The sequence below is a fragment of the Phyllobacterium sp. RCAM01083 genome (assembly GCF_055685835.1).
The window spans coordinates 3,047,339-3,070,089 of the sequence record NZ_JBVFZN010000005.1 but is presented as its reverse complement, the minus strand read 5'-3'; the positions used below and the strand labels follow the sequence as shown (position 1 = coordinate 3,070,089).

Genomic DNA, 22,751 nt, shown 5'->3' with positions numbered 1-22,751 from the left:
CTTCAGATGACTTCTGTTTGTTGTGGTTTAGGCGCCGAGGGCATCTTCAAGGAATGCTTCGAGCTGTGCAAGGTGTTTGGACATGAGGCCCGTTGCAGGCGATGCAGCGGCAGGACGTCCGGTATAGCGGACACGCTGATGCTTGGCATCGATATGCGCCAGAACCCATTCCAGATAGGGGTCGATGAAGGCCCAGGCACCCATGTTCTTGGGTTCTTCCTGACACCAGACCATCTCCGCATTGCGGAAACGCGACAGTTCCGTGATCAGCGCCTTGGCCGGGAACGGATACAGCTGTTCCACGCGCAGCAGATAGACATCATCGATGCCGCGCTTTTCGCGCTCTTCGTAGAGGTCGTAGTAGACCTTGCCCGAGCAGAGCACGACACGGCGGATCTTGGAGTCCTTCTGCAGCTTGATCGGCTGATCTTTCAGCAGCTGCGCATCGTCCCACAGCAGACGGTGGAACGAAGAATCGCCGGTGAAATCGCTGATGGAAGACACGGCACGCTTGTGGCGCAGCAGCGACTTCGGCGTCATCAGGATCAGCGGCTTGCGGAAGTCACGCTTCATCTGGCGGCGCAGGATGTGGAAGTAATTGGCAGGCGTGGTGCAGTTCGCCACCTGCATATTGTCTTCCGCACAGAGCTGCAGATAACGCTCGAGGCGGGCCGATGAATGTTCCGGACCTTGGCCTTCGTAGCCATGCGGCAGCAAGCAGACGAGACCGGACATGCGCAGCCACTTGCGCTCACCCGAGGAGATGAACTGATCGAACACCACCTGGGCGCCGTTGGCGAAATCGCCGAACTGGGCTTCCCACAGGGTCAGCGCGCGCGGATCGGACAGCGAATAGCCGTATTCGAAACCAAGCACGGCTTCTTCCGAAAGCATCGAGTTGATGACTTCGTAGATGGCCTGACCCTTCTGCAAGTTGTTGAGCGGGATGTAGCGCTGCTCGGTTTCCTGATCATAGAGAACCGAATGACGCTGGCTGAACGTACCGCGTTCCACATCCTGGCCGGAAAGACGGATCGGGTGGCCTTCGATGACCAGCGAACCAAAGGCAAGAGCCTCGGCCATTGCCCAGTCGAACCCTTCGCCCGACTCGATCATCTTGGCGCGGTTGTCCTGGAAACGCTGGATCGTCCGGTGCACATTGAAACCGCCGGGAACCTCGGACAATTTCTTGCCGATTTCCTTGACTGTCTTCAACGGGAGCCCGGTCTTGCCGCGGCGCTGCTCGTCGGCATTGTCGGCCGTACGCAAACCGCTCCAGGCGCCATCCAGCCAGTCGGCCTTGTTGGGCTTGTAGTGTTGTCCGGCTTCGAATTCCTGTTCGAGTTTTTCGCGCCAGGCGGAACGCATGGCATCGACTTCCGCCGGATTGACCAGACCTTCATCGATCAGCTTCTGCGAATAGAGCTGTACGGTGGTCTTCTGACCGCGGATCGTCTTGTACATCAGCGGCTGCGTGAACGCAGGCTCGTCGCCCTCATTGTGGCCGAAGCGGCGGTAGCAGAACATGTCGATGACCACGGGCTTGTGGAACGTCATGCGATACTCCGTGGCAATCTTTGCCACGTAGACCACGGCTTCCGGGTCATCGCCATTCACGTGGAAAATCGGCGCCTCGATCATCTTCGCCACATCGGACGGATAGGGCGAGGAACGCGACAGGCGCGGATTGGTGGTGAAGCCGATCTGGTTGTTGATGATGAAATGCACCGTACCGGCAACGCGGTGCCCGCGCAGGCCGGAAAGGCCAAGACATTCGGCAACCACACCCTGGCCGGCAAAGGCAGCATCGCCATGCAGCAGCAGCGGCATGATCTTGGCGCGCTCGGACAAAGGCACCATGTCATCACGTTCGCGACCGGCAAGGAGATCCTGCTTGGCACGCGCCTTGCCCATGACAACCGGGTTGACGATTTCGAGGTGCGAGGGATTTGCGGTCAGCGACAGATGCACCTTGTTGCCATCGAATTCGCGGTCCGACGAAGCGCCCAGATGGTACTTCACGTCGCCCGAACCTTCGACGTCGTCAGGCGTATAGGAGCCGCCCTTGAATTCATGGAAAATGGCGCGGTGCGGCTTGGCCATGAACTGGCTGAGCACGTTCAGGCGGCCACGATGCGCCATGCCGAGGACGATTTCCTTGAGGCCCATCGATCCGCCACGCTTGACGATCTGTTCGAGGGCCGGAATCAGCGATTCGCCGCCATCAAGGCCGAAACGCTTCGTGCCCTTGTACTTGACGTCGATGAACTGTTCGAAACCTTCGGCCTCGACCAGCTTGGAAAGGATGGCCTTCTTGCCTTCGGGCGTGAATGCGACACCCTTGTCCGGGCCTTCGATGCGTTCCTGAATCCATGACTTTTCCACGGGATCGGAAATGTGCATGAACTCGACACCGATGGTCGAGCAATAGGTACGCTGCAGGATGTCGAGCATCTGCGGGATCGTCGCATATTCGAGACCCAGCACATTGTCGATGAAGATCTTGCGGTCATAGTCGGCGGGCGAGAAACCGTAGCTCTCGGGCGACAGCTCGTTGTAATCTTCCTTGACCTCGGCCAGGCCCAGCGGATCAAGCTTGGCATGCAGGTGGCCGCGCATGCGGTAGGCGCGGATCATCATGATGGCGCGCACCGAGTCGCGGGCGGCGTGAATGATGTCCGCATCGGAAGCAGTCTTTGCAACAGGTGCAGCCGCGCCGTTGGCCGACTTTGCCTTCAGCTTGTCGGTGATGTGCTTTTCGACCTCACCCCAGTTGCCGTCGAGCGCCGAAACCAGTTCACCGTTGCCGGCAATCGGCCAGTTCGGCTTCTCCCAGGACGCGCCCTGCGCGTTCTTGATTACATCGGCCTTGCTGTCGTTGAGATTGGCAAAGAATTCCTGCCACTCGGGACCAACCGAACCCGGGTCCTGCTCATACTGCGCATGCAGTTCCTCGATATAGTGAGCATTGCCACCATAGAGAAATGACGTGAGCGCGAAAATGTCGTTGGCCTGTTCTTGACGTGCCATGTGTGTGACCGGAGCACCCGCTCCGTCTCCCTTGATGAGAGCGTCCAGGACATCGTGCCCCGGAACACTCTGGGTTGAGGTTTCCGGCCCTTGCCGGGAAATCCCCCTGAATTGATCAGGGCGAACAGCCGCCCCGATCTGTCTTGGTCTTTGCCACAGGCGGAAATCCGCCCGCTTGGGTTTTAGCCCTTGAGGACTTCAACCAATGTCTTGCCGAGCTGCGCCGGTGATGGCGACACACGGATGCCAGCTGCTTCCATGGCGGCGATCTTGTCTTCCGCGCCGCCCTTGCCGCCAGAGATAACCGCGCCGGCATGGCCCATGGTGCGTCCGGGAGGAGCCGTACGTCCGGCAATGAAACCTGCCATCGGCTTCTTGCGGCCGCGCTTGGCTTCATCCGCGATGAACTGGGCTGCATCTTCCTCGGCCGAGCCGCCGATTTCGCCGATCATGATGATCGACTTGGTGGCTTCGTCAGCCAGGAACATTTCCAGGATGTCGATGAACTCGGTGCCCTTTACAGGATCGCCGCCGATACCGACTGCGGTTGTCTGGCCAAGGCCTTCATTCGTTGTCTGGAACACTGCCTCATAAGTAAGTGTGCCGGAGCGGGATACAACACCCACCGAACCCTTCTGAAAGATATTGCCCGGCATGATGCCGATCTTGCATTCTTCTGGGGTAAGGACACCAGGGCAGTTCGGGCCGATCAGGCGTGAGGCGGAACGCTCGAGGCGGGCCTTGACGCGAACCATGTCGATGACCGGAATGCCTTCGGTGATGCAGATGATCAGCGGGATTTCCGCATCGACCGCTTCGATGATGGCTTCGGCAGCACCTGCCGGCGGCACATAGATGACCGAAGCGTTGGCACCGGTGCGATCCTTGCCTTCGGCAACCGAGGCAAAGATCGGCAGCTGGGCACCGGCACCGGTCGGCAACTTGCCTTCCCAGGTCTCGCCGCCCTTTTTCGGGTGGATACCACCAACCATCTGGGTACCGTAATAGGCCAGAGCCTGTTCGGTGTGGAATGTTCCGGTCTTGCCGGTCAGGCCCTGCACGAGAACCTTGGTGTCTTTGTTGACGAGAATGGACATACGAGACCTTTTCTATTGGTGATCGACAGGCACGGTGCGGCGGTAAACACCGCTGACAACGTCCTGCCAGATGTCGCTTCCGGCCGGTGCAAATTCCACACGCAACCGGAACCGGTCTTGATCTTCGAATTGATAGCGGCTGCGAGCCCTGCCGCGCGGTGACGACTTTTCCAGAACCAGTTCGTCGCCGGACCACATCCCTGTCGCCGGAGCGGGCGGGACAAAGCCGACGGTATCGAACTGATACAGCTTGTAGGTGCCGTCATTGACATCGAAGCCGAAAATGTTCCGGGCTTCGAATGTCGTCTGGCCATCGCGAACCTGACGATAGGTCTGGTTCAGAAACAATCCGCCGAGATCGCTCTCGGCGGAAAGATATCCCTTGGCCGCCCCGGCACGTGTCCAGGGCGTCGCCGAAACCTGCTCTTCGCCTTCAAACGAACCCAGAAGGGCCTGAAGGCGCTGATGCTCCGGTCGAAGGGGCGATGGGGTTGTCATCGGCGTGCTCTTTAGCCCTTGACTGCCTTGACGATCTTCTGAGCGGCGTCATCGAGATCATCGGCGGAAACGACATTGAGGCCGCTTTCATTGATGATCTTCTTGCCGAGCTCGGCATTGGTGCCTTCAAGACGGACAACCAGCGGAACCTTCAAGCCCACTTCCTTGACCGCAGCAATCACACCCTCGGCAATCACATCGCATTTCATGATGCCGCCGAAAATGTTGATCAGGATGCCTTCAACCGCCGGATCGGCCGTGATGATCTTGAATGCAGCCGTCACCTTCTCCTTGCTGGCGCCGCCGCCAACGTCGAGGAAGTTCGCAGGCTCTGCACCATACAGCTTGATGATGTCCATCGTTGCCATGGCAAGACCGGCACCATTGACCATGCAGCCGATGTTGCCGTCGAGAGCAACATAGGCAAGATCATACTTGGAAGCCTCGATTTCCTTGGCGTCCTCTTCCGTGGTGTCACGCAGCTCGACCACATCAGGATGACGGAACAGCGCATTGCCATCGAAGGAAACCTTGGCGTCGAGAACGCGCAGGCGGCCATTGGTCATGACGATCAGCGGGTTGACCTCGAGCAGGCTCATGTCCTTCTCGGTGAAAGCCTTGTACAGGATCGGGAACAGCGATTCACCGTCGGTCCGGGCTTCGCCGGTCAGGCCGTAAGCATCGTTGATCTTCTTTACATCATCTGCAGTCACGCCCTTTTCGGGATCGATCGCCACGGTGATGATCTTTTCCGGTGTGTCGTGCGCGACAGCTTCGATGTCCATGCCGCCTTCCGTGGATACCACGAAAGCCGGACGGCCAACCGTGCGGTCAACGAGGATCGACAGATAGAGCTCGCGATCAATGTCCGCACCGTCTTCGATGTAGAGGCGGTTGACCTGCTTGCCGGCCGGGCCGGTCTGCTTGGTAACGAGCGTGTTGCCGAGCATTTCCTTGGCATTGGCAACAACTTCTTCGACCGACCTGGAAAGGCGGACGCCGCCCTTCGCATCTGGACCGAGTTCCTTGAACTTGCCCTTGCCGCGGCCGCCCGCATGAATCTGGCTTTTCACCACATAAAGCGGACCGGGCAGCGTCTTCGCCCACTCTTCCGCCTGCTCGACGGAATAGACGGCAACGCCATTGGCAATCGGCGCACCGAAGGAGTGGAGCAGGCGCTTGGCCTGATATTCGTGAATATTCATCAGTTAACTTCCTCTACGAAAAATCCGGTGCGTGCACGGGATCGTTTCAGAACGTTCAGGCCGAATTACTTGAGGTTCGGCGCGATGGCGATGCAGGCTTCGCAAAGACCGGCGACAGAGGCCACCGAGTTTTCGAACGCCTTTTCTTCGGTCTTGTTGAGATCGATTTCGATGATGCGTTCGACGCCGCCGGCACCGATGATGACGGGTACGCCGACATACATGTCCTTGACGCCGTACTGGCCGGAGAGGTGCGCTGCGACAGGCAGGACGCGCTTCTTGTCCTTGAGGAAGGCTTCAGCCATCTGGATCGCCGAAGAAGCCGGGGCATAGAAGGCCGAACCGGTCTTCAGCAGGCCAACGATCTCCGCGCCGCCGTCACGGGTGCGCTGAATGATCTGGTCGAGCTTTTCCTGGCTGGTCCAGCCCATCTTGACGAGGTCCGGCAGCGGAATGCCGGCAACGGTCGAGTAACGGGCAAGCGGCACCATCGAATCGCCATGGCCGCCGAGAACGAAGGCGGTGACATCTTCCACCGAAACCTTGAATTCATCAGCAAGGAAATAGCGGAAGCGGGCGCTGTCGAGAACGCCGGCCATGCCGACGACCATGTTCTTCGGCAGGCCGGAGAATTTCTGCAATGCCCAGACCATCGCGTCGAGCGGGTTGGTGATGCAGATGACGAAGGCGTTGGGCGCATACTTCTTGATACCCGCGCCAACCTGTTCCATGACCTTGAGGTTGATGCCGAGCAGATCGTCACGGCTCATGCCGGGCTTGCGCGGTACGCCGGCGGTCACGATGACCACATCCGAACCCTCGATCGCCGAATAATCATTGGCGCCGACGAGCTTGGCGTCAAAATCGTCAACCGGTGACGACTGGGCAATATCGAGCCCTTTGCCCTGAGGAATGCCTTCTGCGATGTCGAAGAGCACGATGTCACCGAGCTCCTTGAGCCCGATCAAATGTGCCAATGTGCCACCGATCATGCCTGAACCGATGAGGGCGATTTTGTTACGTGCCATGCTGGTTACTTCCCTGATCTGAAGTCTGGACGGACGCCAAAGGACATCGACGACGTCGGGCAGAGCCCGCGATCATGCGCCTTTGCGTTGGGACGTTCGAATATTCCTCTTTCAAAAATAACTCAACCAAAAATTTTCCCCTCAATAAATTCAATCGTTTAGATTTGATGGGATTTACGTAAACGTCAATTGAATTTAGCTTGGGAAAGGTTTTTCTGGCATTATCTAACATAGGCAACATATCAAAATGATGAAATGAGGGCGACCCGTATCACAGTCATTTGATAGCCATTCAGGCTTCCGAGGATATCGGCATTTCCTGCGCCTGCGCTGCTTCAGCCAGGTACTCCTCGCTCTGCATTTCAAAAAGCCGGGATGCGGTGCGGTCAAATTCAAAAGCTTCGGTACCCCGCTTGGCTTCATAAAGCTTGTCCGGTGATGCTGCCGCGGAAATCACCACATGCACATGGTGATCGTACAAAATATCGATCAGGATAATGAAGCGCTTGGCCTCGTTGCGTCTGGCATAATCGAGAATCGGCACATCATCGATGAAGATGGTCTGGTAGCGCGAAATGATGGCCGCATAGTCCAGCGCACCCAAAGGCTTCGAGCAGAGATCGGCAAAGCCGAAACGCGCGACATGCCGCGCCGCCCGCGGCACCACCACATTGTGGCCTTTGACTTTGAAATGGTCTTCTGAAACGGCAGCACCTTCGGTTGCCGTATGCCAGGCTTCATCCATTTTCTGCTTTGTATCGTCGGACAAAGGCGAGAGGTAAACCGGCATGCGGTTGAGCTTTTCCAGCCGGTAATCCGTACGGGCATCCAGATTGACCACATCGACATGGGTCTTGAGCAGGTCGATAAACGGCAGGAACAGCTGGCGGTTGAGACCATCCCGATAGAGATTGTCCGGTTCCACGTTGGATGTGGCAATGAGCACGACACCGCGCTCGAACAGCGCCCTGAACAAGCGCGACAGGATCATCGCATCGGCGATATCTGTGACAGTAAACTCATCGAAACACAAAACCCAAGCCTGCTCCGCCAGGGCATCGGCAACGGGCGGGATCGGATCGTCCTGCTTCGTCTCACCGTTCTTGTGCGCTTTGCGATGCGCATTGATGCGCTCGTGCACATCGGCCATGAAATCGAGAAAATGTGCCCGGCGCTTGCGCTTGGCCGGGACAAGCTGATGAAACATGTCCATCAGCATGGTCTTGCCGCGCCCGACCTCGCCAAAGATATAGAGACCTTTGATCACTTCATGCCGCGGCGAGCGGCGGCTGAACAACCAGCCCAGCGCACTGGACTTGGTGGCAAGCCGTTTTGTCGCAAGCTCGCGTATCAGCCGGTCGAAACGATCCGCCAGATGCTCCTGTGCCGGATCGACAGCAATATCCCCCGCCTGCACCAGCGAATCGTAACGCTCGCGCACGGAGGGAAACACTTTCAGATTATCGTGCGACATGCGGATTGCAGTCTCCGGATGTGTGCAGCAGCTGAATTAGCGCTGCACACTCCCCTTTCAGGCTTAACGTGACAGGCTCAGATTCTGCCCGCCGGAGGTCTGGCCATCAAAGCGCGAAGACCCTGAGGAGTAAAGCCGGGCAACCGTGCCGCCTGCTGCATCGTACAGGGTGAGCTGCTTGCCACTCACGGCCCAGGACGAAAGATTTGCCAGTTCCCCCGGGCAACGCAATGGACCGGCACGATAACCCTGACCGAACTTGGTCTGCGGTGTAGCGATCTTGCAGGACTGACCGGCCAGTGAGGCGTTCCAGACACCGGCAACACTGCCGGCGGTGACGTCAGGAGCGTTTGCCGGCGGAAGCGACGCGACCTGCGTGCCTTGGCCAGTAGGCGCAGCACCGCTACCGGTGGTTGGTGCGGTCGGAAACTGATTGGCTCCGCCGGGTGGCGGCAATTGGCTCTGGGTCACGGATCCGGACGGCGCAGACTGCAAGGGCGCAGGCCGGGGCGTAACGCGGTCCATACCATCATTGTCAAAGCGCGTACTCTGGCAGCCTGCCAGAACCATGCCGACAGCGGCAACGGCCAGCAAATTGACGTTCAAAGTCCCCATAGTCTTACTCTCCATCTACGCATCCAACAGAAAAAATGCGATTCGACTTGGCATTGTTACCCACGATACAAAGGATATCGCGGCGAAATTTCAACCCGCCAGGCGGCAAAACAAGCCTGTTTCCGGCCTGCCGCCGCGGCAGAAGCATCGAAAACTCCCTGAACTGGCAATATCGCCACACTATCCAGAGCCGTTCCCGTTTGGCTGGAAGCCATAACCTTGCGCAAGTCAACCATTTTAAGGTGAATAAAGTCTTATGATGGCGATATGCGGTAATGACGGAAATGTGTGAGGCGCCCCATTGAAGTCCGTCAACGGCAAGGATATTTCTTGAGCATGACACTCATAAATAAAACACCTCAACGAATTCGCCACGAAACCCGCCTGCGCCTCCTCGATGTGCAGGACGTCAAACATCTGACACCGCGCATGGTGCGCGTCACCCTTGCCGGCGACCAGCTGGAAGGTTTTGTCAGCGCCGGTTATGGCGATCACATCAAGATTTTCTTTCCGCCTGCCGGAAGCGGGCCGATTGTTCCCGTTCTCGGCCCCGATGGGATCAGTTTTCCGGAAGACACGCCGCGTCCGGACATGCGGGACTACACACCGCGCAACTATCATGCAGCGTCCAAAACCCTTGATGTCGATTTCGTGCTGCATGGCGATGGCCCTGCATCCACATGGGCAGCACAGGCTAAGCCCGGTCAGCAGATTGTCATTGGCGGACCACGCGGCTCGATGATCATTCCCGATGCCTATGACTGGTATTTTCTGGCTGGCGATGAAACGGCCCTCCCCGCCATAGGGCGCCGCCTCGAAGAACTGCCGGCCACAGCCCGCGTCGTCGCGGTGATCGAGGTTGAGGACAAAGCCGAAGAACAGGAAATCAAGACCAGCGCCAAGGCCGGGATTGTCTGGGTTCACCGGAACGGTGCGGAAGCCGGCAACAATGACCTGTTGCTGCGAACGATTGAAAGCCTGACCTTGCCCGAGGGTGATTGCTACGCTTTCATCGCCTGCGAAAGCAGCATTTCCAAATCCATCCGAACCCATCTGGTCGAGCAGCGCGGCTTCAACGGCGAATGGGTGAAAGCGGCCGGTTACTGGTTGCGCGGCGTGGCGGACGCGCACGAGCCCCATTGACATCATCTTTGCGTTGCCGGGCTGACGGCGCTGGGGTAGGGTTTACGCCCTCCCCATAAGGATCAACAACATGTCTCAGCCGCAAAACACGCGCATCGTCCTCGCATCCAGGCCGCAAGGACCGGTAAAACCGAGCAATTTCCGCATCGAAGCCGCACCGGTTCCCACGCCTGGCGACGGCGAGATCCTGCTCAAGATTCTGTTTCTGTCTCTCGATCCCTATATGCGTGGCCGCATGGACGATGCTGTGTCCTATGCCGCCCCGGTTGCCGTTGACGGGGTCATGGAAGGCGGAACCGTTGCGGAGGTGATCGAGAGCAAACATCCCGGTTACAAACCTGGCGATATCGTTCTTTCCCATTCCGGCTGGCAGAGCTATGCCCTCTCCGATGGTGCCGGTCTGCGCAAGCTCGATCCGGATGCCGCGCCGCTGTCAACGGCTGTCGGCATTCTCGGCATGCCGGGTTTTACCGCCTATGCGGGACTCCTGACCATCGGCCAGCCCAAGCCAGGGGAAACCGTCGTCGCCGCCGCGGCCAGTGGGCCGGTGGGATCGACGGTCGGCCAAATCGCCCGAATCAAGGGGGCGCGGGCGGTCGGCATTGCAGGCGGCGCAGACAAATGTGCATTCGTACGCAACGAACTGGGGTTCGATGTCGCGATTGACCACCGCGCACCCGATTTTGCCGAACAGCTGCAACAGGCCTGCCCGTCTGGTATCGACGTTTATTTTGAAAATGTCGGCGGTGCGGTCTGGGACGTGGTTTTCCCGCTGCTCAACACCTTCGCGCGCGTGCCGGTCTGCGGCCTGATCGCGCAATATGACGGTCTCGATCTTTCCGGCAAGGATCGCCTGCCGGCGCTCATGCGCGACATTCTGAAGAAGAGCCTGACCGTGCGCGGCTTCATCCAGCGTGAATTCATTGATCAGCGTCCGGTCTTCCTTGAAACCATGAGCGGCTGGTTGCGCAGCGGCGAAGTCAAGTACCGCGAGGACATTGTCGATGGGCTCGCCAACGCCCCGGAAGCTTTCATGGGGCTGCTGAAAGGGCATAATTTCGGCAAGCTGGTGATCCGGGTCGCCTGACGCCGGACAGGATTGAATGCCGGTGACACAGCTTTGATACGGCTGGCACTGGCAATTCTTCACCTTTTCCGCCATATAAGCCCTCTATCGACATCGGAATGGCTATACAGGCTGACAGAAGCATGGCAGTGCGCGCGCAATTTGCAAAGATGAACGGGCTTGGCAACGAGATAATCGTTGCCGACATGCGCGGCCGTGCGGATCATGTTGCGCCGGGGGCGGCCATTGCGCTCAATGGCGATCCAGCCACCAAGTTTGATCAGATCATGGCAATCCATGCGCCGCGCACCCAAGGTACGGAAGCCTATATCGAGATCATCAACTCCGATGGCACCCAGGCACAGGCCTGCGGCAATGGCATGCGCTGTGTTGTGCAGGCTCTTGCCGCCGAAACCGGCAAACGGGAATTCACCTTCGAAACCATCGCCGGAATATTGACCGCCCATGAACATGCCGACGGCATGATTACCGTCGATATGGGCAAGCCGCGTTTCGGCTGGCAGGAAATCCCGCTGGCTGAAGCCTTCCACGACACACGCCAGATCGAGTTGCAGATCGGACCGATTGATGCGCCTGTCCTGCACTCCCCCTCCGTCGCGAGCATGGGCAACCCACACGCGATCTTCTGGGTCGAGCAGGATGTCTGGACCTATGATCTCGAGCGCTTTGGCCCGCTGCTTGAAAATCACCCGATTTTCCCAGAACGCGCCAATATCTCGATTGCGCACGTGACCAGCCGCAATGCCATGACCCTGCGCACCTGGGAGCGCGGCGCCGGGCTGACCCGGGCCTGCGGTTCGGCCGCCTGCGCAGCTGCCGTGTCCGGTGCCCGCACGGGCCGCACGGAACGAACCGTGACGGTGACCGTTCCCGGTGGTCCGCTGGTGATTGAATGGCTGGACAATGATCATGTCATGATGACCGGACCCGCCGAATGGGAATTTTCCGGCTCGTTTGATCCGCAGAGTGGTCAATGGCAGCGGGACGAGACAACGCCATCGCAGGGAGCCGCCTGATGACTGTGGATGTCGTCACGTTTGGCTGCCGCCTCAACACCTACGAATCCGAGGTGATGAAGCGTGAGGCCGACGCTGCCGGGCTTGGTGCGCTGGAAAATGGTGCGATCATCTTCAACACCTGCGCCGTAACCAGCGAAGCCGTGCGGCAGGCGCGGCAGGCAATCCGCAAGGCACGCCGCGACAATCCGCAGGCCCGCATCATTGTCACCGGCTGCGCTGCCCAGACTGGAGCTGACGAATTTGCCGCCATGGATGAGGTTGATCTCGTTCTCGGCAACGAGGAAAAACTGAAATCCAATTCGTACCGCATGCTGCCCGATTTCGGTGTGAACCAGTTCGAGAAGGTGCGCGTCAACGACATCATGGAGGTGCGTGAAACCGCATCCCACATGGTCGATGCCATCGAGGGCCGGGCACGGGCCTTTGTACAGGTGCAGAACGGCTGCGATCATCGCTGCACGTTCTGCATTATCCCCTATGGCCGCGGCAATTCCCGCTCCGTACCGATGGGCGGCGTGATCGAACAGGTCAAACGGCTCGTTGGCAACGGCTATAACGAAGTGGTCCTCACCGGCGTCGACATGACCAGCTATGGACCCGATCTGCCGGGCTCCTTGCGCCTCGGCAAGCTCGTCAAGACCGTTCTCGGCCAAGTGCCCGATCTGAAGCGTCTGCGCCTCTCCTCTATTGATTCCATCGAAGCGGATGATGATCTGATGGAGGCACTGGCGACGGAAAGCCGGCTGATGCCGCACCTGCATCTGTCGCTGCAGTCGGGCGACAACATGATCCTGAAGCGGATGAAACGCCGCCATCTGCGCGAGAACTCCATCGAGTTCTGCGAAAACGTCCGCAAGATCCGCCCCGATATCGTGTTCGGTGCCGATATCATTGCCGGTTTCCCCACCGAGACCGATGAGATGTTTGAAAACTCCATCGGGATTGTCGAGGAATGCGGGCTGACCCATCTGCATGTCTTCCCGTTCAGCCCACGCGAAGGCACGCCGGCAGCGCGCATGCCGCAGGTGAACCGGCAGATCGTCAAAACCCGCGCTGCCCGGCTGCGGGCGGCGGGTAACGCGGCTTACCGCTCCCATCTCGACCGTCTTGTCGGCACGAACCAGCGCATACTCGTCGAACGCGAGGGGCTTGGCCGCACCGAAGGGTTTACCCTCGTCGGGCTGAACGGCGGGGCACCCGGCGAAATCATTGAACGGCCGATCAGCGGGCATGACGGCGACAGGCTGCTGGCCGCAGACAGCGACCGGCACGCAGCGTAATCACAACGAGCAAAGCAGCATTCATGGCTCTGGGTTTTATCAAAAAGATATTTTCATTCGGCAAGAAGGAAGTCGACGAAGTTCCGGCCGAAGTACCTGTCCCCGCGCTCGAGGCGCCTGTTCAACCGACCACCGAACAGGTTTATGAGGACACAACGGCACAGGAAGCCCTGCCTGTTCCAGCTGAGGCGGAACCTGTCGAGGCCGAGCTGGTTGAGCCGGTGCCCGTTGAAGAACCAGCGCCGGTTGCAATCGAGCCCGGACCCGAACCGGTCATAGCGCCAGTTATCCCGGAAACGGCGTTGGCCGAGCCCGAACCGGTTATCTTACCGGTCGAGGAAGAGCTGCCCATTCCGTTCAACGCAGCGGAAGAACCGTTTGAACAGACGCTGGCGGAAGCGCTGACCCCGCCCGTGCATGTGCCGGAACCCATTGTCGACATGCCTGCACCGGTGGAGCCGGTTGCGGCGCCCAAGCCGGCCTCGTCAAAGGTAACAGTCACCAGGACCGTCGAAGAAAAGAAGGCCGAAGAGCAGGTTACCGCCGAGCCGGAGAAACGCCTTACCTGGTTCGAACGGCTGCGCAAGGGCCTGGCCCGCTCGTCCCAGCAGCTGGGCGATTCCATCGGCGGAATCTTTACCCGTCGCAAGCTCGACGAAGACACACTGCAGGATCTCGAAGATGTGCTGATTCAGGCCGATCTCGGCATGGAAACAGCCATCCGCATTACCGGTTCCCTGAGTGCCACGCGTTACGGCAAGGATATCAGTTCGGAAGAAGTCCGCACCATCATGGCGACTGAGATCGAAAAGGTGCTCGGGCCCGTTGCCAAGCCGCTGGAACTCGACCTTTCGCACAAGCCGCATGTCATTCTGGTTGTCGGCGTCAACGGCACCGGCAAGACCACGACCATCGGCAAGCTCGCGGCCAAACTCACAGCGGGTGGTCTCAGCGTCATGCTGGCGGCCGGCGATACATTCCGCGCTGCGGCGATCGAGCAATTGCATATCTGGGGGAAGCGCACCGGTGCACCGGTGGTTTCGTCGAAGCTCGGTGCCGATGCGGCCGGGCTTGCCTATGATGCCTGGAAACAGGCAAAGGAGGCCGGAAGCGATGTCCTGATCATCGATACGGCAGGACGCCTGCAGAACCGGACCGAGCTGATGGACGAGCTTGCCAAGATTGTCCGCGTGCTCGGCAAGAACGATCCCGATGCACCGCATACCGTGCTGCAGACACTGGATGCCACCACCGGCCAGAATGCCCTCAATCAGGTCGAGATTTTCAAGAATATCGCCGGCGTCAACGGTCTCGTCATGACCAAGCTCGACGGCACGGCACGCGGCGGCATCCTCGTTGCCATTTCAGCCAGGCACAAATTGCCGGTCTATTTCATCGGCGTGGGCGAACAGGTCGATGATCTCGAGCCCTTTGCCGCCAAAGATTTTGCCAAAGCCATCGCGGGAGTTGCATGATGGACCAATCCGTATTTGAACGGGATCCATCCGATCCCAAGCGCAAGGAAGTTACACCCCTTCTGAAGCTGGTGCTGGAACTTGGACCGTTGATGGTCTTCTTCTTTGCCAATTCCCGCGGCGAATGGCTGATCGAGCGCTTTCCCGCGCTGGCGAACATTGGCGGGCCGATTTTCATCGCCACCGCGCTGTTCATGGTCGCAACCGTACTGGCGCTGGCCGTGTCGTGGATATTGATCCGCAGCCTGCCGATCATGCCGCTGGTTTCAGGCATCGTGGTTCTGGTGTTTGGTTCGCTGACACTTTGGCTGCACGACGAAAATTTCATCAAGATAAAGCCGACCATCATCAATGCCCTGTTCGGGGTGATCCTGCTGGGCGGCCTCTACTTCGGCAAATCGCTTCTCGGCTATGTTTTCGACAGCGCTTTCAAGCTCAATGCCGAAGGCTGGCGCAAACTCACCCTGCGCTGGGGCATATTCTTCCTGTTCCTGGCCGTGTTGAACGAGGTGGTCTGGCGCAGCTTCTCGACGGATTTCTGGGTTGCTTTCAAGGTCTGGGGCACCATGCCCATCACCTTGCTTTTCACCTTCGCGCAAATGCCGCTGGTGATGAAACATTCGCTTGAACCCTTGGCCGGCAAAGGTACGCAAGGCAAGGAAAAATAGCCGCTCTAAGGCTTCAGCGCCTTTTCGACAGCAGGCATCAGATCATCGCGGATCGATGCCTCGCTGAAAGGCCCAACGTGCTTGTAGAGAATGGTGCCGTCGCGACCGACAAGAAAAGTTTCCGGCACGCCATAGACGCCCCATTCGATCCCGGCCCGGCCGCTCGCATCAACACCGATCATGTCGAACGGATTGCCAAGTTCACCCAGGAATTTCAGCGCGTTTTCGTCCTTGTCCTTGTAGTTGAGACCGGCGATGCGAAACCGCTTGTCCTTAGCGAGCTGCATCAGCAGCGGATGTTCCGCACGGCACGGCACACACCACGAGCCGAAGACATTGACCAGTGTCAGCTGACCCTTGAAGGCGGACGGTTCCATACCCGGAACCGGTAGACCGCCCTTGGTCAATCCTGCCAGAGGCGGAAGGGTCAGGTTCGGGGCTGGCTTACCGATCAATGCCGAGGGGATGACACTTTCGTCCCGCCCGAGCACGAGCTGGAAGGCAAAGATACCGGCCAGAACCACAAAGAGCAGCAGGGGCAGGAAGGCAAACAGCGAGAAACGTCGGTGTGGAGCCTGTCCTTTGATATCCGGTCCGCTCACGATGCGTTATCCGTTCGCGCCTGGGAGCGGCGGCGTACGCCACGGGTTTCCAGCTCCTGCAGCGCGAGGCGCTGCGTGCGCTGATCGATCAGTATCCAGCCGACGAGCGCCGCGAGGACCGCTATGGACACGCCGTAGGACGCGAGGACAAAAGCCGTATGGGTCATGATTACACCACCCTCCGTTCCGCACTGCGCGCCGCGATACGGCGCATGGCGACAACCCGCCTGCGCCAGATCTCATTGCGCATGGCCATGATGTGCAGGGTAAAGAACAGGAGCGTGAAGCCGAGGGCCATCACCAGAAGCGGCCAGAGCAATGAAGGATGAATGGTGGGTCCTCCCATGCGGATAACCGATGCGGGCTGATGCAATGTGTTCCACCAGTCGACGGAGAACTTGATGATCGGAATGTTGATAAAGCCGACCAGCGTCAGGATAGCGGTCGCCTTGGAGGATTTTGCCGGATCGTCCATCGCCCGGGTCAGCGCAATGATACCGAGATACATCAGGAACAGCACGAAAACCGAAGTCAGCCGTGCGTCCCACACCCACCAGGTGCCCCACATGGGTTTGCCCCACAATGAGCCGGTAATGAGCGCGAGAGCCGTGAAAGCAGCGCCAATGGGTGCGGCTGCCTTGGCGGAGACATCCGCCAGCGGGTGACGCCAGACCAACGTTCCGATGGCTGAAATGCTCATGACCGTGTAGCACATCATCGACAGCCATGCGAAAGGCACATGGATAAACATGATCTTGACGGTCGAACCCTGCTGGTAATCGTCGGGCGCCTGGAAGGACATCCACAATCCGGCAGCCAGAACCAGCAATGTGATCCCGACAAGCCATGGCAGCACGATCCCGGCAAAGTTGATGAACCGGGTTGGGTTGGCCAGATCGATCCAGCGTCCGGCTTTTGAAACAGCTTCAGTCATGGCGATTTCTTAGCTTCCCGGGCTCTGTTTCGCAATTCACCATCACATGATCCTCCCAAGCCCGAAAGGATCGTGCGGCGCGCGGCGCATGTCAATCGGCCGACGATTTCAACGCTGCGGCGGCTGCCAGCGGTCCAATGACCGCAAAGAACAGTGTAATTGCAACGAGAATAAGAAAGGGCGCGACAAAAGGCGCGGGGTCTTGCACCGCCCCGTAGGCTGCCGACACGCCGAAGATCAGCACGGGAATGGTCAAAGGCAGGATGATCACCGACACGAGCAGGCCGCCGCGCGGCAATGCGACGGCAACCGCGGCGCCGACGGCGCCGATCAGCGTGATGGCCGGTGTGCCGACGAGCAGGGTCAGGGTTGTCGCGCCGATGGCTGCGGGCTCCATGTTCATAAACAGGCCAAGCAAAGGGGAAGCTATGACCAGCGGCAGCACACATGTGCTCCAATGCGCCAGACATTTCACCAGTACGGTCAATGCCAATATGTGCCGGTCAGAAGCCATGATCAGCAGATCGAGAGACCCGTCGTCGCGGTCAGCCTGAAACAGCCGGTCGAGTCCCAGCAGCGTCGCCAGAAGGGCACCGATCCACAGCATCGCGGGTCCGATTCGCGCAAGGAGCTTCAAATCCGGCCCGACGCCGAACGGCACGACGGCGATAACGGCGAGAAAGAACAATATCCCGATCAGCACGCCTCCACCGGCACGCAGACCCAATCGGGTGTCGCGGAGAAACAGCGAAAGCATCAGAAACCGCCCCTTCCCATCACGAGTTCCTGAGCCCCGTCCAATCCCAGCGGCTGATGGGTTGCGGCGACGACGATACCACCGCCGGAAAGATGCGCACGCATGACGCCGGCAAACTGATCCTCCGATCCTTTGTCGAGGCCCGCCGTCGGTTCATCCAGAAGCCAGACCGGGCGATGGCTGATCAGGAGCCGCGCGATACTGGCACGCCGTTTTTGCCCAGTGGAGAGATAGCCGAACGGCAGATGGCCGATATCGCCGAGCTGCACGCGGTCCAGCGCTTCATCAATCGTATGGTTCCCGATGCCGCTGAACGACTGCCAGAAGCGCAGATTCTCTTCGACGCTCAGGACGGGTTTCATGGCATTGAGGTGACCGAGATAATGACAGGCGGAAACAAGCCCGTCGAAACCGGCTGGTGCCGCATCAAGCCGGATACGGCCTTCGGCTTTGTCCAGAAGTCCGGCGATGATTCGCAGGAGCGTTGATTTCCCGGCCCCGTTCGGCCCCGTAATCATCAGCGCCTCTCCACCCGCGACGGCAAAGTTCAACCCGGAAAACAAAATCTCCCCGCCCCGCTCCCCTGCCAGATTTTCGGCGACTAACCGCATGAAGTTCCCGCTCTTGTTAACCCCGACGTGCCGCCCGGAATGACCCATGTGCATTTCGACGCAGTCTCAAATTTTGACGAATGTCGGTCTGGCACAGATCGATGAAAATCTCTATATAGCAGTCAACCATGCCAGCGGTCGGCATGGAAACCATTTTTGGCCGATCTTCAATACGGGCGCCTTTTCGGACCTGTAGCGGGACGGACAGCGGAAATGACTGCACCCGCACCTTAGCGCGTCCTTGAAACGCGGCAAAGGCGTTCGTCCCGGGTGAGGCCAGTAGCATAAGGACGACGCAACATGTCTCAAATCGACAGTTTCAAATGCCGTAAAACCCTATCCGTAGGGGATAAGGAATATGTCTATTACAGCTTGACCGAAGCTGAGAAAAACGGCCTGGAAGGCATTTCCAAGCTCCCCTTCTCCATGAAAGTCCTCCTCGAAAACCTGCTTCGCTTTGAAGACAATCGCTCGGTTTTCAAGAAGGACATCGAAAACGTCGCCAAATGGCTTGTCGATCGCGGCAGTGCCGGCGCTGAAATCGCCTATCGCCCGGCCCGTGTTCTCATGCAGGACTTTACCGGCGTTCCTGCGGTCGTGGACCTTGCAGCAATGCGCGATGCCATGGTCAACCTTGGCGGCGACCCGGAAAAGATCAATCCGCTCGTCCCGGTTGATCTGGTTATCGATCACTCGGTGATTGTTGACGAGTTCGGCAATCCGCAGGCTTTCAAGCGCAATGTCGATCTCGAATACGAGCGCAATGGCGAACGTTACCGCTTCCTGAAGTGGGGCCAGCAGGCATTCAAGAATTTCCGCGTCGTCCCTCCGGGCACGGGCATCTGCCATCAGGTCAACCTTGAATATCTGGCCCAGGCAGTCTGGACCAAGGAAGAAGACGGCGTCACCGTCGCCTATCCCGATACCTGTGTTGGCACTGATTCGCACACGACCATGGTCAACGGCCTTGGCGTTTTGGGCTGGGGCGTTGGCGGCATCGAAGCGGAAGCGTCCATGCTGGGTCAGCCCGTTTCCATGCTCTTGCCTGAAGTCATCGGCTTCCGCCTGACCGGCAAGGTCAAGGAAGGCGTCACGGCAACCGATCTCGTGCTCACCGTGGTTCAGATGCTGCGCAAGAAGGGCGTCGTCGGCAAGTTCGTCGAGTTCTTCGGCCCCGGCCTCGAGAGCATGACGCTGGCTGACCGTGCCACCATCGGCAATATGGGTCCGGAATACGGCGCCACCTGCGGCTTCTTCCCGATCGACCGCGAAACCATCAACTACATGCATATGTCCGGCCGTGACGAAGAGCGTCTGGCACTGGTCGAAGCCTATTCGAAGGCGCAGGGCATGTGGCGCGAACCCGGTTCAGCCGATCCTGTTTTCACCGACACGCTGGAACTCGATCTCGGCACCGTGGTGCCGTCCATGGCGGGCCCGAAGCGTCCGGAAGGCCGTATCGCCCTCGAGGGCATTGCCTCCGGTTTCCACGAATCGCTGCAGAAGGAATACAAGAAGACCACGCAGCTTGATGCCCGTTATCCGGTTGAAGGCGAAGACTATGATCTCGGCCATGGCGATGTTGCCATTGCGGCGATCACCTCCTGCACCAACACCTCGAACCCGAGTGTGCTGATTGCCGCCGGCCTTCTCGCCCGCAACGCCGCTGCCAAGGGTTTGAAGTCCAAGCCCTGGGTGAAGACGTCGCTGGCGCCCGGCTCGCAGGTTGTTGCCGCCTATCTTGAAAATGCCGGTCTGCAGGTTGAACTCGACAAGCTCGGCTTCAATCTGGTCGGTTTTGGCTGCACCACCTGCATCGGCAATTCCGGCCCGCTGCCTGCACCGATCTCCAAGACCATCAATGACAAGGGTCTGATCGCTGCAGCCGTGCTTTCCGGCAACCGCAACTTCGAAGGCCGCGTTTCGCCGGACGTCCAGGCAAACTACCTGGCTTCTCCGCCGCTGGTTGTTGCCTATGCCCTGGCCGGTTCGGTCACCAAGGACCTGACAACCGAGCCGCTTGGCGAAGACCAGAACGGCAACCCGGTGTTCCTCAAGGATATCTGGCCGTCTTCGCACGAGATTCAGGAGTTCATCACCAAGAACGTCACCCGCAAGCTGTTCGCATCCAAATATGCAGATGTGTTCAAGGGCGACCAGAACTGGCAGGACGTCAAGGTGCCGGCTGGCCAGACCTACGCATGGGACGACAATTCGACCTATGTGCAGAACCCGCCCTACTTTGTCGGCATGGGCAAGACACCCGGCATCGTCAACGATATCAAGGGTGCACGTATCCTTGGTCTCTTCGGCGACAAGATCACCACCGACCATATCTCTCCGGCCGGGTCGATCAAGGCGGCCTCGCCTGCCGGCAAGTACCTGACCGATCACGGTGTGGCACCCCTGGACTTCAACCAGTACGGCACGCGTCGCGGCAACCATGAAGTGATGATGCGCGGTACCTTCGCCAATATCCGCATCCGCAATCACATGCTTGGCGAAAATGGCCGCGAAGGCGGGTACACGATCCATTACCCCTCGAAAGAGGAAATGCCGATCTATGATGCCGCCATGCAGTACCGCAGCGAGAATGTCCCGCTGGTGATCTTTGCCGGTATCGAATACGGCAACGGTTCATCGCGTGACTGGGCGGCCAAGGGCACGAACCTTCTCGGCGTTCGCGCTGTGATTTCCCAGTCCTTCGAGCGCATCCATCGTTCGAATCTCGTGGGAATGGGCATCGTCCCCTTCGTGCTGGAAGAGGGCACGAGCTGGCAGTCGCTTGGCCTGAAGGGCGATGAGACAGTTTCCATCGAAGGTCTTGCCACGATCCAGCCGCGCCAGAAAACCCATGCCACGGTGACGTTCGCCGACGGTACGGTCAAGCAGGTACCGCTGATCTGCCGTATCGATACAATCGATGAGCTGGAATACCTCAAGAATGGCGGCATCCTGCAGTACGTGCTGCGCGATCTCGCCGCTTAAAGCAGCGAAAAGCTCTGAAATCGGAGACCGCCGGGCAACCGGCGGTTTTTTTTCGCGATTTCGCCAATAATTATATGGTTTTGCCTGTAAACGTGATCGAATTCACCTCAAAGTGACTTCCTCTTGATAAAACGCATCCCTATCAATTGTCTGGCAATCACTCTCATACAAGATCAAAGAAAAATTCGGGAAGAAAGCTCGTACCCTTGACCCTGCGCACCCTGCTCAAAGCCATTCTGATCGCCTGCCCGCTCCTTGTAGCGGCGGGGTTCACGTGGCCGGTTTATGCCGGGAGCATCGGCACGAAACCAGATGGCGTGGTTGAGCTTTATACCTCGCAGGGCTGCGGCTCATGTCCACCAGCCGATGCCGTCCTCAAGCAGTTGGTCGCGGAAGGGAAAGTCGTCGCACTGGCCTTCCATGTTGACTATTGGGATTATCGCGGGTGGGTGGATAATCTTGCGCTGCCCGAAAACACCGCGCGGCAGAATGCCTATCGCAAGGCACTTGGACTGACAGGTGTTTACACACCGCAGGCAATCCTCAATGGCCGCGAGCATGTAAACGGTCAGGACGGCGCTAAAATCCGGCGCCGAATCGATGAGATGCGCAATGGTGATTCTGGACTGACAATTCCCGTATCGATCGAAAAAACCTCTCCAGATCGCCTGGTCATCAATATTGGTGAGGGGGCTGCCGCAAAAAATCCTGTGCGCGTTCTTCTCGCCTATTTCAACAAGGAAACCATTGTTTCCATACCCGATGGCGAGAATGGCGGGCGCAATGTCAGCTACGCCAACAGCGTCCGCGCGATGGAAACCGTTGGCATGTGGGATGGCAAATCGCAGAAGATCGAAATCCCGCTGACCGAAATCGCCAGCAAGAAGGCTTCCGGCTGCGCTGTCCTGTTGCAGGAAATGCTTGGTGAAGGCAAACCGGGGCCTATCATTGGCGCCTCGATCATGACAAAGCCCTGATTTTAAAGAGCATTTCTGCAGACAAGAAAAAAGGCTGGTAAAACCAGCCTGAAGTCTTGGGGCTTGTTGCCATTGAGAGACTGAATGGTTCGGCCAGAACAGCCCGTTTGGGCGGGGGGCTTGGGGTATCGGACCGCTCAAGACCGAACCGTCTCAGACAACGGGCTGAAGGTGGGTCTGAAATCCGGCGGCAATGCGAGTGCAACGTGGCGAAACTGTGGCCAGACATCACCAATGGAAACAGGGCGTATTCCTTTGTGAAA

At 58.6% G+C, this 22,751-nt stretch carries 20 protein-coding genes; 8 read left to right on the top strand and 12 right to left on the bottom strand.

Annotation, left to right across the window (positions count from 1 at the left end; genetic code table 11):
* Nucleotides 1–27: 27 nt before the first annotated feature.
* From ACZ25R_RS21880 to ACZ25R_RS21850, 7 genes are all read right to left on the bottom strand, one after another.
* Nucleotides 28–3,030, bottom strand: coding sequence for a 2-oxoglutarate dehydrogenase E1 component (locus ACZ25R_RS21880; protein WP_472462205.1), 3,003 nt, complete (start codon nt 3,028–3,030; stop codon nt 28–30).
* Nucleotides 3,031–3,212: 182 nt separating this feature from the next.
* The gene (gene sucD / locus ACZ25R_RS21875; protein ID WP_472462204.1) at nt 3,213–4,127 is read right to left on the bottom strand and encodes a succinate--CoA ligase subunit alpha; all 915 of its coding nucleotides are present in this window, start codon (nt 4,125–4,127) and stop codon (nt 3,213–3,215) included.
* A 12-nt stretch (nt 4,128–4,139) separates the two neighbouring features.
* Nucleotides 4,140–4,625 carry a DUF1579 family protein gene (locus ACZ25R_RS21870; protein ID WP_472462203.1) on the bottom strand — a complete coding sequence of 162 codons (486 nt, stop codon included), beginning with the start codon at nt 4,623–4,625 and terminating at the stop codon, nt 4,140–4,142.
* 11 nt (nt 4,626–4,636) lie between these two features.
* The gene (gene sucC, locus ACZ25R_RS21865) at nt 4,637–5,830 is read right to left on the bottom strand and encodes an ADP-forming succinate--CoA ligase subunit beta (RefSeq protein WP_223613895.1); all 1,194 of its coding nucleotides are present in this window, start codon (nt 5,828–5,830) and stop codon (nt 4,637–4,639) included.
* A 65-nt stretch (nt 5,831–5,895) separates the two neighbouring features.
* A complete protein-coding gene (gene mdh / locus ACZ25R_RS21860; RefSeq protein ID WP_130271272.1) occupies nt 5,896–6,858 on the bottom strand; it encodes a malate dehydrogenase in 963 nt (320 codons plus the stop codon).
* A gap of 292 nt (nt 6,859–7,150) precedes the next feature.
* Complete coding sequence (gene zapE, locus ACZ25R_RS21855) at nt 7,151–8,332, bottom strand: cell division protein ZapE (protein WP_472462202.1); 1,182 nt, start codon at nt 8,330–8,332, stop codon at nt 7,151–7,153.
* Between the two features lie 63 nt (nt 8,333–8,395).
* Complete coding sequence (locus ACZ25R_RS21850) at nt 8,396–8,947, bottom strand: protease inhibitor Inh/omp19 family protein (protein WP_464663138.1); 552 nt, start codon at nt 8,945–8,947, stop codon at nt 8,396–8,398.
* A gap of 336 nt (nt 8,948–9,283) precedes the next feature.
* Here ACZ25R_RS21850 and ACZ25R_RS21845 point away from each other — a divergent pair, with 336 nt between their 5' ends.
* From ACZ25R_RS21845 to ACZ25R_RS21820, 6 genes are all read left to right on the top strand, one after another.
* The gene (locus ACZ25R_RS21845; protein ID WP_472462201.1) at nt 9,284–10,090 is read left to right on the top strand and encodes a siderophore-interacting protein; all 807 of its coding nucleotides are present in this window, start codon (nt 9,284–9,286) and stop codon (nt 10,088–10,090) included.
* 70 nt (nt 10,091–10,160) lie between these two features.
* Complete coding sequence (locus ACZ25R_RS21840) at nt 10,161–11,177, top strand: NADP-dependent oxidoreductase (protein ID WP_472462200.1); 1,017 nt, start codon at nt 10,161–10,163, stop codon at nt 11,175–11,177.
* Nucleotides 11,178–11,299: 122 nt separating this feature from the next.
* Complete coding sequence (gene dapF / locus ACZ25R_RS21835; RefSeq protein ID WP_472462538.1) at nt 11,300–12,193, top strand: diaminopimelate epimerase; 894 nt, start codon at nt 11,300–11,302, stop codon at nt 12,191–12,193.
* A complete protein-coding gene (gene mtaB / locus ACZ25R_RS21830; RefSeq protein WP_472462199.1) occupies nt 12,193–13,476 on the top strand; it encodes a tRNA (N(6)-L-threonylcarbamoyladenosine(37)-C(2))-methylthiotransferase MtaB in 1,284 nt (427 codons plus the stop codon). The genes dapF and mtaB overlap by 1 nt, the downstream gene beginning before the upstream one ends.
* 23 nt (nt 13,477–13,499) lie before the next feature.
* Nucleotides 13,500–14,951 (top strand): signal recognition particle-docking protein FtsY, encoded by a 1,452-nt coding sequence (gene ftsY, locus ACZ25R_RS21825; protein WP_472462198.1) that lies wholly within the window; start codon nt 13,500–13,502, stop codon nt 14,949–14,951.
* Nucleotides 14,951–15,619, top strand: a complete 669-nt coding sequence (locus ACZ25R_RS21820) for a septation protein A (protein ID WP_472462197.1) — start codon at nt 14,951–14,953, stop codon at nt 15,617–15,619. Before ftsY ends, ACZ25R_RS21820 begins: the two co-directional genes overlap by 1 nt.
* Nucleotides 15,620–15,624: 5 nt before the next feature.
* Here ACZ25R_RS21820 and ACZ25R_RS21815 read toward each other — a convergent pair whose 3' ends face one another.
* From ACZ25R_RS21815 to ccmA, 5 genes are all read right to left on the bottom strand, one after another.
* On the bottom strand, nt 15,625–16,221 hold the full coding sequence (locus ACZ25R_RS21815; protein WP_472462196.1) for a DsbE family thiol:disulfide interchange protein: 597 nt from the start codon (nt 16,219–16,221) through the stop codon (nt 15,625–15,627).
* A complete protein-coding gene (gene ccmD, locus ACZ25R_RS21810) occupies nt 16,218–16,388 on the bottom strand; it encodes a heme exporter protein CcmD (protein ID WP_472462195.1) in 171 nt (56 codons plus the stop codon). The genes ACZ25R_RS21815 and ccmD overlap by 4 nt, the downstream gene beginning before the upstream one ends.
* A 2-nt stretch (nt 16,389–16,390) precedes the next feature.
* Nucleotides 16,391–17,155, bottom strand: coding sequence for a heme ABC transporter permease (locus tag ACZ25R_RS21805; protein ID WP_472462194.1), 765 nt, complete (start codon nt 17,153–17,155; stop codon nt 16,391–16,393).
* Between the two features lie 91 nt (nt 17,156–17,246).
* A complete protein-coding gene (gene ccmB / locus ACZ25R_RS21800; protein ID WP_346307066.1) occupies nt 17,247–17,912 on the bottom strand; it encodes a heme exporter protein CcmB in 666 nt (221 codons plus the stop codon).
* Nucleotides 17,912–18,523 carry a heme ABC exporter ATP-binding protein CcmA gene (gene ccmA, locus ACZ25R_RS21795; protein WP_472462193.1) on the bottom strand — a complete coding sequence of 204 codons (612 nt, stop codon included), beginning with the start codon at nt 18,521–18,523 and terminating at the stop codon, nt 17,912–17,914. The genes ccmB and ccmA overlap by 1 nt, the downstream gene beginning before the upstream one ends.
* Before the next feature lie 300 nt (nt 18,524–18,823).
* On the opposite strand from ccmA, the gene acnA reads away from it, so the two are divergent.
* Complete coding sequence (acnA, locus tag ACZ25R_RS21790) at nt 18,824–21,511, top strand: aconitate hydratase AcnA (RefSeq protein WP_472462192.1); 2,688 nt, start codon at nt 18,824–18,826, stop codon at nt 21,509–21,511.
* A 206-nt stretch (nt 21,512–21,717) separates the two neighbouring features.
* Nucleotides 21,718–22,488: a DUF1223 domain-containing protein gene (locus ACZ25R_RS21785; protein WP_464661889.1), complete on the top strand. Its 771-nt coding sequence runs from the start codon at nt 21,718–21,720 to the stop codon at nt 22,486–22,488.
* The last annotated feature ends 263 nt before the right edge of the window (nt 22,489–22,751 follow it).

What these genes read in the sequence shown, in the direction of transcription:
- ACZ25R_RS21880 (WP_472462205.1), bottom strand. Translation starts at nt 3,030, where the DNA reads ATGGCACGTCAAGAACAGGCCAACGACATTTTCGCGCTCACGTCATTT.
- sucD (WP_472462204.1), bottom strand. Translation starts at nt 4,127, where the DNA reads ATGTCCATTCTCGTCAACAAAGACACCAAGGTTCTCGTGCAGGGCCTG.
- ACZ25R_RS21870 (WP_472462203.1), bottom strand. Translation starts at nt 4,625, where the DNA reads ATGACAACCCCATCGCCCCTTCGACCGGAGCATCAGCGCCTTCAGGCC.
- sucC (WP_223613895.1), bottom strand. Translation starts at nt 5,830, where the DNA reads ATGAATATTCACGAATATCAGGCCAAGCGCCTGCTCCACTCCTTCGGT.
- mdh (WP_130271272.1), bottom strand. Translation starts at nt 6,858, where the DNA reads ATGGCACGTAACAAAATCGCCCTCATCGGTTCAGGCATGATCGGTGGC.
- zapE (WP_472462202.1), bottom strand. Translation starts at nt 8,332, where the DNA reads ATGTCGCACGATAATCTGAAAGTGTTTCCCTCCGTGCGCGAGCGTTAC.
- ACZ25R_RS21850 (WP_464663138.1), bottom strand. Translation starts at nt 8,947, where the DNA reads ATGGGGACTTTGAACGTCAATTTGCTGGCCGTTGCCGCTGTCGGCATG.
- ACZ25R_RS21845 (WP_472462201.1), top strand. Translation starts at nt 9,284, where the DNA reads ATGACACTCATAAATAAAACACCTCAACGAATTCGCCACGAAACCCGC.
- ACZ25R_RS21840 (WP_472462200.1), top strand. Translation starts at nt 10,161, where the DNA reads ATGTCTCAGCCGCAAAACACGCGCATCGTCCTCGCATCCAGGCCGCAA.
- dapF (WP_472462538.1), top strand. Translation starts at nt 11,300, where the DNA reads ATGGCAGTGCGCGCGCAATTTGCAAAGATGAACGGGCTTGGCAACGAG.
- mtaB (WP_472462199.1), top strand. Translation starts at nt 12,193, where the DNA reads ATGACTGTGGATGTCGTCACGTTTGGCTGCCGCCTCAACACCTACGAA.
- ftsY (WP_472462198.1), top strand. Translation starts at nt 13,500, where the DNA reads ATGGCTCTGGGTTTTATCAAAAAGATATTTTCATTCGGCAAGAAGGAA.
- ACZ25R_RS21820 (WP_472462197.1), top strand. Translation starts at nt 14,951, where the DNA reads ATGGACCAATCCGTATTTGAACGGGATCCATCCGATCCCAAGCGCAAG.
- ccmD (WP_472462195.1), bottom strand. Translation starts at nt 16,388, where the DNA reads ATGACCCATACGGCTTTTGTCCTCGCGTCCTACGGCGTGTCCATAGCG.
- ACZ25R_RS21805 (WP_472462194.1), bottom strand. Translation starts at nt 17,155, where the DNA reads ATGACTGAAGCTGTTTCAAAAGCCGGACGCTGGATCGATCTGGCCAAC.
- ccmB (WP_346307066.1), bottom strand. Translation starts at nt 17,912, where the DNA reads ATGCTTTCGCTGTTTCTCCGCGACACCCGATTGGGTCTGCGTGCCGGT.
- ccmA (WP_472462193.1), bottom strand. Translation starts at nt 18,523, where the DNA reads ATGCGGTTAGTCGCCGAAAATCTGGCAGGGGAGCGGGGCGGGGAGATT.
- acnA (WP_472462192.1), top strand. Translation starts at nt 18,824, where the DNA reads ATGTCTCAAATCGACAGTTTCAAATGCCGTAAAACCCTATCCGTAGGG.